Annotated in this window: 5 protein-coding genes and 1 riboswitch; all 5 genes read left to right on the forward strand. The window is 51.6% G+C overall.

What is annotated here, in order from left to right; all coding sequences use genetic code 11:
* Positions 1-12 precede the first annotated feature (12 nt).
* The gene (locus IDM48_RS03065; protein ID WP_190617998.1) at positions 13-1,230 is read left to right on the forward strand and encodes an MFS transporter; all 1,218 of its coding nucleotides are present in this window, start codon (positions 13-15) and stop codon (positions 1,228-1,230) included.
* 108 nt (positions 1,231-1,338) lie between these two features.
* A riboswitch (glycine riboswitch) is annotated at positions 1,339-1,447 on the forward strand.
* A 155-nt stretch (positions 1,448-1,602) separates the two neighbouring features.
* Positions 1,603-4,449: an aminomethyl-transferring glycine dehydrogenase gene (gene gcvP, locus IDM48_RS03070; protein WP_190618000.1), complete on the forward strand. Its 2,847-nt coding sequence runs from the start codon at positions 1,603-1,605 to the stop codon at positions 4,447-4,449.
* A gap of 101 nt (positions 4,450-4,550) precedes the next feature.
* Positions 4,551-5,666 (forward strand): glycine cleavage system aminomethyltransferase GcvT, encoded by a 1,116-nt coding sequence (gcvT, locus tag IDM48_RS03075; RefSeq protein ID WP_190618003.1) that lies wholly within the window; start codon positions 4,551-4,553, stop codon positions 5,664-5,666.
* 148 nt (positions 5,667-5,814) lie between these two features.
* Positions 5,815-7,296 carry an L-serine ammonia-lyase gene (locus IDM48_RS03080; RefSeq protein ID WP_190618005.1) on the forward strand — a complete coding sequence of 494 codons (1,482 nt, stop codon included), beginning with the start codon at positions 5,815-5,817 and terminating at the stop codon, positions 7,294-7,296.
* Between the two features lie 314 nt (positions 7,297-7,610).
* Entirely contained in the window at positions 7,611-11,123 is a 3,513-nt protein-coding gene (rpoB, locus tag IDM48_RS03085; protein ID WP_068169606.1) for a DNA-directed RNA polymerase subunit beta, read from the forward strand.
* Positions 11,124-11,162 lie beyond the last annotated feature (39 nt).

Below are 11,162 nucleotides of genomic sequence, written 5' to 3' on the forward strand. Positions count from 1 at the left end.
AATGAGGAAAAGATGAGTACTACGACTGTGGAACGCGATCCACAACTGAAGGGTCAGCTTAAGAATGTCATCATGGCTACCCTAGCTTCGTTGATTGGTTTCTGGGGCTGGACCATGATTGGTCCACTGGCAAAGTCTTACTACAAGGAAGCCTTTCATCTCACTCCTGGGCAGTTGAGTTTGCTCATTGCTATGCCGGTTATTGTGGGCGCGGTTGCTCGTATTCCGGTGGGCGCGATGACTGACCGCTTTGGTGGCAGGGTTATGTTTACCGCTCTATTGACTCTCACCGCTGCTATGGTGCTCGTCGTGGGCTTGGTGGGCGCTTTCACTACCAGCTTCCCCTTGCTGCTGGTTGTAGCCTTCTTCCTGGGTATTGGTGGTTCTATCTTTGCTGTGGGTATTCCCTTCGCGGCGTCCTGGTATGAGCCGCACCGTAAGGGACTAGCCACCGGTATTTTCGGCATGGGTATGATTGGCACCGCTGTAGCGGCGTTCTTCAATCCTCGTATGTTGAAGGCTTTTGGATATTTCCCCACCCACGTCATCATTGCGTGCATCGCTCTGTCTTATGCAGTCATCGTGTGGTTCGTAATGAAGGACTCTCCGAAGACTGCAGGGCGCGTGCCCGAACCGATGATGCCTAAAATTATGGCTGCTACAAAGAAGATAACCACCTGGCAGCTGTGCTTTATCTACGCTGTAGTCTTCGGCGCTTTTGTTGCTTTCTCCAATTACTTGCCCACATACATGGGTAACGTCTACAACTTTGAGGCGGTTCAGGCAGGAACCTTTGCGGCTCTGTTTGCTACGTGCGCTGTGATTGCTCGCCCCTTTGGTGGCATGGCAGCTGATAAGGTCGGACCCCGCCCGGTAACTATCGTCATGTTCTTGGCGATTGCGGCACTCTCGGTGCTGATTGCTCTTCAGTTTGAATCGCCTGCGATGTATTACACCCTCTTCATTTTGATGGCTATCTTCATCGGATTTGGAACCGGCACCGTTTTCGGCTGGGTAGGGCGAGCTACTACTCCGGCAGAAACTGGAACTGTTGGCGGTCTCGTCTCCGCTGCGGGTGGTCTGGGCGGTTACTTCCCTCCACTGGTGATGGGCGCAGTATATGGAGCAAACGGTCACTACTTCTGGGCACAGATTGCTCTGATGGTGGCGGCATTAGTTTCGCTCGGCATCTCCTTCGCCATTAGAAATGGCGGAAAACCAAAGAAATAACAAGCAACTTCTAAATTAGCTTCTAGCAAATACGCCATACGATTCAGAACATCGTATGGCGTATTTTGCGTGTGATATGGCAAACTTTATAGTGTTCATAAACTACCGCTATACCATTCGGAAGAGTCCGTCGAGCTAGCAAAGAAGCACAGCTTGCGGCGCCGAAGGAGCAAAACCTCCCCGGGAAACTCTCAGGCACCCGTACCGCTTGGTTAGGTAACTCTGAAAAGGAGAACCCATTCTCCACCGTAGGAGCAAACTTTGGTGTATAGCGTGCATGCGCAGACGCTGAAGGTAAAACTCGCAGGTAAAAAACAGAGTGGGGAGGTCTCTAGTTCATCCGTGAGCTGGAACTGACAAGGAGTATTTCGTATGTCATTTATCGACCGTCATCTTGGTCCCCGCGATACCGACCTTGAATCGATGCTGAGCACCGTTGGCTATGATTCTTTGGGCGATTTGGTAGACGCTGTAGTGCCCTCTTCTATCCGCATAGATAGTGCGCTGAACCTACCTGAAGCTCTTTCAGAGCGAGATGCTCAGGAAAAGCTAGCTGGATACGCTAGCCAAAATATCGTCAAAGCACAGATGATTGGTGCTGGTTATTATGACGCTATTACCCCGCCCGTTCTACGCCGCAACATTCTAGAGGCACCGGGTTGGTACACCTCTTACACTCCCTATCAGGCTGAAATTTCCCAGGGTCGTCTGGAAGCTTTGTTGAACTTCCAGAACACCGTGATGGAATTGACCGGCCTTGAGGTTGCAAACGCTTCTTTGCTGGATGAATCCACCGCTGTAGCTGAAGCTGCAACCATGATGAAGCGTTCTAACCGCAAGGTGAAGAACGGTAAATTCGCTATTGATTCCCGTTGCCTGCCTCAGACTCTGTCTGTTGTGCGAGGTCGCGCAGAAGCTTTGGGCATTGATTTTGTGGTCACCGATTTTGCAGATGGTCTGCCAGAGGGCGACCTCTTCGGCATTATCCTGGCTTACCCAGGTCACGACGGCGAAGTACGCGATATTAAGCCGTTGGTTGACGAAGCTAAAGAACGCAATGCCTTGGTCACGGTGAACGCTGATTTGCTCGCTTTGACCTTGCTGAAGTCTCCGGGCGAGATGGGTGCAGACATCGTCGTCGGCAATACCCAGCGCTTCGGTCTGCCCCTGTGGTACGGCGGTCCTCACGCTGCATACATGGCTGTTCATAGCGGTCAGCAGCGCAATATGCCCGGTCGCCTGGTGGGTGTTTCTCAGGATGCCACCGGTCGCCCCGGTTACCGCCTGGCACTGCAGACTCGCGAGCAGCACATCCGCCGCGAAAAGGCTACTTCTAACATTTGTACTGCTCAGGCACTATTGGCAATTACCGCAGGTGCTTACGCTGTCTACCACGGCCCTGAAGGTCTGAAGAAGATCGCTGAGACTTTGCACGAGAACGCATCTCGCGTAGCTGTTGCTCTGTCTGGTGCCGGCTTGAAACTTGTTCACGAATCCTTCTTCGACACCGTAGCTTTCGACGTCGACGGTAAAGCAGATGAGTATGTAAAGAAGGCTTCAGACGCTGGTATCAACATCCGTAAGATCAACGACGATCGCATTTCAATCTCTGTTGGTGAATCCCATGATGACACCGTATTGACCGCTTTGGTAGAAGCATTCGGCGGCAAGCTACCAGAATCTGGCAAGTATGAGATTGCTTCAGACCTGTTACGTACTGATGAGTACATGCAGCACCCTGTCTTCCACCTGTACCGTTCAGAAACTTCCATGATGCGCTACCTGCGCCAGCTTTCTGATAAGGACCTGGCGCTGGATCGCACCATGATTCCTTTGGGCTCCTGCACCATGAAGCTGAACGCTGCTGCTGAGATGGAACCCATCTCCTGGCCCGAGTTCGCCACCATTCACCCGCTGGCACCTGCCGATCAGACCAAGGGCTGGAAGTCACTCATTGATGAGCTTTCGGACTGGCTCGTAGCCATCACCGGTTACGATGCAATTTCATTGCAGCCTAACTCGGGTGCATCCGGCGAATACGCTGGTCTGCGCGCTATCCGTGCCTACCATGAGGACAACGGCGATACCCAGCGCAGCATCGTGCTCATCCCCATGTCTGCTCACGGCACCAACGCAGCATCGGCTGCTTTGGCTGGACTGGACGTCGCTGGTGTTGCTACCGCTGAAGATGGCTCCATTGACGTCGAGGATCTCAAAGCAAAGATTGAAAAGTACGGCGATAAGATTGCCGGCATCATGATTACCTACCCCTCAACCCACGGTGTATTTGAGGACAAGGTGGTTGAGGTCTGCAAGCTGGTTCATGAAGCAGGCGGACAGGTCTACGTTGATGGTGCTAACCTCAACGCGCAGATGGGTCTTGCACAGCCCGGTCAGTTCGGCGGCGACGTCTCCCACCTGAACCTGCACAAGACTTTCTCTATCCCTCACGGTGGCGGTGGTCCCGGTGTGGGTCCTGTTGCTGTCGGCGCACACTTGGAGAAGTACCTGCCTGGCGATGGCTACCTTGCAAATGAAGAGGGCAAGCTTGAAGGTGCTCCGTTGCCTATTTCTCAGGCAATGTTTGGTTCTGCAGGCGTTCTGCCCATTACCTGGATGTACATTGCGATGTCCGGTGCCGAAGGTCTCAAGAGCGCTTCTGAATACGCTATCTTGAATGCTAACTACATTGCCCGCGAGCTGGGCGAGAAGTTCCCCGTGCTCTACACCGGTCCTGGCGGTTTGGTAGCTCACGAATGCATTCTGGATTTGCGCGAGCTGACCGCCCAGTCTGGAGTCACTGCAGAAGACGTCTGCAAGCGTCTGATGGACTACGGCTTTCACGCACCCACCTTGGCATTCCCCGTACCGGGAACCTTGATGGTTGAGCCTACTGAGTCCGAAAGCAAGGCTGAACTGGATCGCTTCATCACCGCAATGAGCACTATCTTTGACGAAATCAAGTATGTAGCTGATGGCAACATCTCCGTAGAAGATTCGGTGCTCCGCAATGCTCCTCACACCGTTGAGGTTGTCTCTGCTGACGAGTGGGATCGTAAGTACCCCCGTAGCGAAGCTGCATTCCCCGTACCTTCGTTGCACCGCAACAAGTACTTCACTCCCATCGGTCGTATCGACGGTGCTAACGGTGACCGTAACTTCGTATGCGAATGCCCTCCGATGGAAGCATTTGATATTGAGGTAACCGAAGCTAGCTAAAGGTTCATAGCTGTTTAGCTGAGAACTTATCGAATCAGGTGGAATTTTTCACCGCAGAGGGATTCCAACTGATTTGATACATCTTTGAAAGGAGAGTCATCATGGCTCTGCAGAAAACTTCCCTTTATGAAAAGCACGAAGCTCTTGGTGCTTCATTCACTGATTTCGGCGGCTGGGATATGCCCTTGAAATATGAGAACGACGTTGAAGAACACAAAGCTGTTCGTTCAGCTGCCGGTCTATTCGATTTGTCCCATATGGGCGAATTCCGCATTACTGGTCCTGATGCCGCTGCATATTTGGACTACACCCTGGTGTCCAACATGGGCATCCTCAAGGTGGGTAAAGCTAAGTATTCGATTCTTGTTGATGAGAACGGCAAAATCCTTGACGATTTGATTACTTACCGCCTGGGTGAAGAAGAATTCTTGGTAGTGCCTAACGCTTCTAACGTTGCAACTGACTTTGAAGCTTTCCAGGCACGCACTGAAGGGTTCGACGTCGAGCTTAAGAATGAGTCTGCTGAAACTTCTTTGGTGGCAGTTCAGGGACCGAAGTCAGAAGAGATACTTTTGGCAATGGATCCTTCAGATGCAGAAGCTATTAAGGAACTGAAGTACTACGCTTCTCTTCCGGTGAAGTTTGGGGGAGTAGAAGTACTGTTGGCTCGCACCGGCTACACCGGTGAAGACGGATTTGAAATCTACGTTCCTAACGCAGAAGCTGCAAAGATTTGGGACGCTGCAGCTGAGGCTGGTAAAGAATTCGGCATTAAGCCCGCAGGTCTTGCAGCGCGTGACTCGTTACGTCTTGAAGCAGGTATGCCGCTTTACGGTAACGAGTTGGGCAAGGATATTTCGGTTTTCGAGTCCGGTCTTGGTCGCCTGGTCGAAATCGCTTTGGAGAAGAAAAAAGCTGATTTTGTGGGTCGTGAGGCTCTGGCAAAATTGGCGGAAACCGAATCAGAGCGTATCCTCGTAGGCTTGAAGGCTCAGGCAAAGCGTCCTGCTCGTGGCGGTGCCCAGCTGGTAGATGGGGAAACTGTTATCGGTGAGGTGACCTCCGGTATTCCTTCACCGACGTTGGGTTACCCCGTTGCAATGGCTCTGGTTAACCGGGATCATTCAGAATTGGGTACTACCGTGGACGTTGATATTCGCGGCAAGAAGGCTCCTTTCGACGTTGTCGCTTTGCCCTTCTACAAGCGCGAATCTTAGTTCGTGCTGTATTTCCTCTCGTGAGAGGTAAATAAATATTTCAGTTCAGCCCGGGTACTTTCATATGTGCTCGGGCTGAACTGCCAAAGTGCTCTAATCCTAGTATGGATAGAGCTTACTTATAACTTTTAGGGTGGAAGGAAAGTGTATGGATATTAGTTCTGCACAGATTAAAGCCGAGGCGTTAGAGCATGACATCTCGGTGTTCGAACTCTTCTCAATCGGTGTTGGCCCGTCGTCGTCTCACACCGTTGGACCCATGCGCGCCACCAACCGGTTTATCTCGGAGCTTATTGATAGCGGTAATTTTAATCGCGTGGATCGGGTTCATATTGACCTCTATGGCTCGTTGGCTGCTACCGGTGCTGGCCACGGCACCATGAGCGCAGCTATCAAGGGTCTTGCGGGGTTTGTTCCTGAGACAATTAACATTGGCGAAGCTGAACAGCTGATGGCCAATAACTCGGTAGATGGTGTTTTACCCCTGGCAGGCTATGCCTCAGCGAATTTTGCTGGCGGTGCTCCAGCTTCGACTGAGAAGTTGATTTATGGCCCAGTCGTTACCTATAAAGAATCCGATATCACGCTTCGTCCACTGACGATTTTGCCCCGTCATACCAACGGCATTAAGGTTGCCGCATGGTCAGGGGAGAAGCTCTTGCTTGAGCGCACATACTTCTCTATCGGTGGCGGATTCATTATTGAAGAAAATGAAGAAGCTACCGGCGGTTCTAGCTTGGAAAACCCGCCTTACCCCTTCGGATCAGGTGCAGAATTGCTGGATATGGCTAATTCATCGGGGCTCTCTATCGCTGCTTTGAAGATGCAGAATGAGCTTTCGGTACGTAGTGAAGAAGAAATCCGCGAAGGCATCTTGCATATTTACCAAGTAATGCGTGAATGCGTTGGTTCTTCCCTCTCTCGTATTGGTTACCTTCCGGGTGCTCTGAAGGTGCGTTGTCGTGCAGCTCAGTGGCACCGAGATTTGGTGAGTGAAGATCCGCAGAAGTCACCTGAGTACGCTCTTGACTGGGTCAACCTCATTGCTTTGGCTGTCAATGAAGAGAACGCTTTTGGCGGTCGAATCGTGACTGCTCCTACTAACGGTGCTTCGGGCATCATTCCTGCTGTGTTGCATTATGCGATGAATTACACTGACGGAATTCGTGGTTGTGGTCAAGCAAAGCGGGAACAGGTTGTCGTTGATTTCTTCCTTGCTGCTGCTTCTGTGGGAGCGCTCTATAAGAAGCGTGCTTCTATCTCTGGTGCGGAAGTGGGTTGTCAGGGTGAAGTGGGTACCGCTTCATCGATGGCGGCTGCTGGACTCGCTCAGGTGATGGGCGCTTCAAATGAGCAGATTGAAAACGCCGCAGAGATTGCGATGGAACACAATCTGGGCTTGACTTGCGACCCCGTAGGTGGATTGGTGCAGATTCCTTGCATCGAGCGTAACGCAATGGCTGCAGCGAAAGCTATCAATGCTGTGAAGATGGCTTTGCGTGGCGACGGCGAACACCGCGTCTCACTGGACCAAGTCATTGAGACGATGCGCCAAACGGGCGAAGATATGTCTACCCGTTACAAAGAAACGTCTATGGGCGGCTTGGCGGTAAACGTCGTCGAGTGCTAAAAGACTTCCGATAGATCCCCTGTCTTCAATCTTGAAGAGAGGGGATCTACGTTTACGGTTGCAAAACGCCGATGAAAAGGGTATAGACATCAAATTTTGTTTGGTGTATTGTGAATATTTGCGCTATCCCTAACCTTAGTGCCTTCATATAGCGGTGGGCATGGGTGATACAGAGCAATAACGACCAGTTCACGCAAAGATCCCAGCAACCGACTTATCATAATTCGCCGCGCGCCGAGATTTTTCACGACTGTTTTCGTTCCCTTGTTCCGGGGTAGTGAGTACGAACAGACAGGTCTGTGGAAGGATCCAACTTGGTCGCCTCGAGCACCTCAAATCACGAAGCCGCTAACGGCGCAGTGAATTCAGACGGTACGAACCGTCGAATTTCATTCGCAAAAATTTCAGAGCCATTGCAGGTTCCTAACCTGCTCGCTCTTCAAACTGATAGTTTTGACCGTCTCGTAGGTAACGAGAGATGGGCAGAACGTCTGAAGCAAGCTGAAGAAACCGGAGATACCTCGGTTCAGAGTGTTTCAGGTTTGTCAGAAATCTTTGAAGAGATCTCTCCGATTGAAGACTTCCAGGGCACAATGTCCCTGTCATTCTCCGAACCCGAATTCGCTGACCCTAAGTACACCATGGATGAATGCAAGGATCGCGATGCGACCTATGCAGCTCCGCTGTACGTCAAGGCCGAATTCATGAATAACAACACCGGCGAAATCAAGCAACAGACTGTGTTCATGGGCGATTTCCCGCTGATGACCGAGTCCGGCACCTTTGTTATCAATGGTACTGAGCGCGTTGTTGTTTCTCAGCTGGTTCGTTCACCCGGTGCCTACTTCGAAAAGGTTGCCGATCGTACTTCTGATAAAGACATCTACACCGCGAAGATTATCCCTTCACGCGGTGCTTGGTTCGAGCTAGAAATTGACAAGCGAGACCAGGTCGGCGTCCGTCTTGACCGCAAGCGTAAGCAGTCCGTAACTGTACTGCTGAAGGCTTTGGGCTGGACCGAGGCTAAGATTCTTGAAGAGTTCGGTGAATTCGATTCGATCCGCGCTACCTTGGAAAAGGACAGCGTTGAGACTCGCGAAGAAGCATTGCTTGATATCTACCGCAAGCTTCGTCCTGGTGAACCCCCAACAGTCGATGCAGCTCAGAATCTGCTCGATAACATGTACTTCACCCCTAAGCGTTACGATCTGGCAAAGGTAGGCCGTTACAAGGTCAACCGTAAGCTCGGTATCGATATGCCTATGGATGATCCTTCGGCAATGGTTTTGAGCCAGGATGACATCGCAGCGATGATTCGTTACCTGGTCACTTTGCATGCTGGTGGAACAACCATCAAGGGTATCCGTGACGGTGAAGAAACTACTTTGCGCGTTGATACTGATGACATCGATCACTTCGGTAACCGCCGTATCCGTGCAGTAGGCGAGCTCATTGAGAACCAGATTCGTACCGGTTTGTCCCGTATGGAGCGCGTGGTTCGTGAGCGTATGACTACTCAGGACGTTGAGGCTATTACTCCTCAGACACTGATTAACATTCGCCCCGTTGTAGCTTCTATCAAGGAGTTCTTCGGTACTTCTCAGCTTTCCCAGTTCATGGATCAGAACAACCCGCTTGCAGGTTTGACCCACAAGCGTCGTCTGTCCGCGTTGGGTCCTGGCGGTCTTTCACGTGACCGCGCAGGCATGGAAGTTCGAGACGTTCACCCCTCCCACTACGGTCGTATGTGCCCCATTGAAACCCCTGAAGGCCCCAACATTGGTCTGATTGGTTCGTTGGCAACTTACGCTCGTATTAACCCCTTCGGTTTCATTGAAACTCCCTACCGCAAGGTAGAAAACGGTCAGGTGACCGATAAGGTTATCTACCTGACTGCTGACGATGAGAAGGGCGCAATTATTGCGCAGGCAAACGCTCCTCTGAATGATGAGATGCGTTTTGCTGAGGACGAAGTTCTCTGTCGTGCAGCAGATGGTTCAGGCGAAGCTGTGCTGGTTGAAGTTGAAAACGTTGAGTTTATGGACGTTTCTCCTCGCCAGATGGTGTCTGTTGCGACTGCTTTGATTCCTTACCTGGAACACGACGACGCTAACCGCGCGCTGATGGGCGCCAACATGCAGCGTCAGGCTGTGCCGTTGCTGATGTCAGAAGCACCTGTTGTTGGTACCGGTATGGAGAAGTACGCAGCGATTGACTCCGGTGACTCCGTTCTTGCTAAGAAGGCAGGCGTAGTTTCTGAGGTCTCCGCTGATTTGGTGATTGTCCGTAATGACGATGGAACCACTTCTTCTTACCCCATTGCTAAGTTCCAGCGTTCCAACCCCGGTAACTGCTACAACCACCGCGTAGTGGTCAAGGCAGGGGACCGCGTTGAAGCTGCTGGTCTGATTGCAGATGGTCCTTCGACCGATAAGGGCGAGCTGGCTCTGGGTAAGAACCTCCTTGTGGCTTACATGTCTTGGGAAGGTTTCAACTTCGAGGACGGCATCATCCTGTCCCAGCGTATGATTTCCGACGACGTTCTCACTTCAATTCACATTGAAGAGCACGAGATTGACGCTCGCGATACCAAGCTGGGTGCTGAGGAAATCACTCGTGATATCCCCAACGTTTCTGAAGAAGTTCTTTCTGCTTTGGACGAACGCGGCATCATTCACATCGGTGCTGAGGTCGAGTCCGGCGATATCCTCGTGGGTAAGGTTACTCCTAAGGGCGAGACCGAACTGACTCCTGAAGAGCGCCTTCTTCGCGCTATCTTTGGTGAAAAGTCACGCGAAGTTCGCGATACCTCTTTGAAGGTTCCTCACGGTGAATCCGGTACCGTTATCGGCGTCCGTATTTTCGATCGTGAAACCGATGAAGAAGATTTGCCGTCAGGTGTTAACCAGCTGGTCCGCGTTTACGTGGCTCAGAAGCGCAAGATTACTGTGGGCGATAAGCTCGCAGGTCGTCACGGCAACAAGGGTGTTATTACCAAGATTCTTCCGATTGAAGATATGCCCTTCATGGAAGACGGTACTCCCGTTGACATCATTCTGAACCCGCTGGGCGTTCCCGGTCGTATGAACATTGGCCAGGTGCTCGAAGTTCATACCGGTTGGTTGGCTAAGCAGGGTTGGAAGATTGAGGGCAATCCTGCTTGGATGGACAAGCTTCCTAACTTCCCCAAGGAAACCGGCCCCACTAACGTGGCAACTCCGGTATTCGACGGCGCTGGTGAAGATGAATTGTTCGACCTGCTCGATCACGCTAACCCTAACCGCGACGGCGATCGTTTGATTAACCGTACCGGTAAGGCACGTTTGCTCGATGGTCGTTCCGGTGAGCCTTTCCCTGAGCCCGTTTCGGTGGGCTACCAGTACATCTTGAAGCTACACCACTTGGTGGACGATAAGATTCACGCTCGCTCCACCGGTCCGTACTCCATGATTACTCAGCAGCCCCTGGGTGGTAAGGCTCAGTTCGGCGGTCAGCGTTTTGGCGAGATGGAAGTTTGGGCACTGGAAGCATACGGTGCTGCTTACACCCTTCAGGAAATTCTGACTATCAAGTCTGACGACGTTCACGGTCGTGTGAAGGTCTATGAGGCAATTGTTAAGGGTGAGAACATCCCTGAACCGGGTGTTCCTGAGTCTTTCAAGGTTCTCATCAAGGAAATGCAGTCACTGTGCCTCAACGTTGAAGTTCTTTCAACTGATGGTAAGACCATCCACATGCGCGATGCTGAAGACGAAGGCTTCCGTGCTGCAGATGATCTGGGTATTGACCTGTCCCATGCAGAGCCCAGCTCTGTTGAAGAGGTCTAATCCGTTTTTCGGATGTACTCCATTCATCATTTCTACGAA

Source organism: Rothia amarae (assembly GCF_014705945.2).
GTDB classification, from domain to species: domain Bacteria; phylum Actinomycetota; class Actinomycetes; order Actinomycetales; family Micrococcaceae; genus Rothia; species Rothia amarae.

Coding starts and splice junctions, on each gene's coding strand:
- IDM48_RS03065 (WP_190617998.1), top strand. CDS start 13: ATGAGTACTACGACTGTGGAACGCGATCCACAACTGAAGGGTCAGCTT.
- gcvP (WP_190618000.1), top strand. CDS start 1,603: ATGTCATTTATCGACCGTCATCTTGGTCCCCGCGATACCGACCTTGAA.
- gcvT (WP_190618003.1), top strand. CDS start 4,551: ATGGCTCTGCAGAAAACTTCCCTTTATGAAAAGCACGAAGCTCTTGGT.
- IDM48_RS03080 (WP_190618005.1), top strand. CDS start 5,815: ATGGATATTAGTTCTGCACAGATTAAAGCCGAGGCGTTAGAGCATGAC.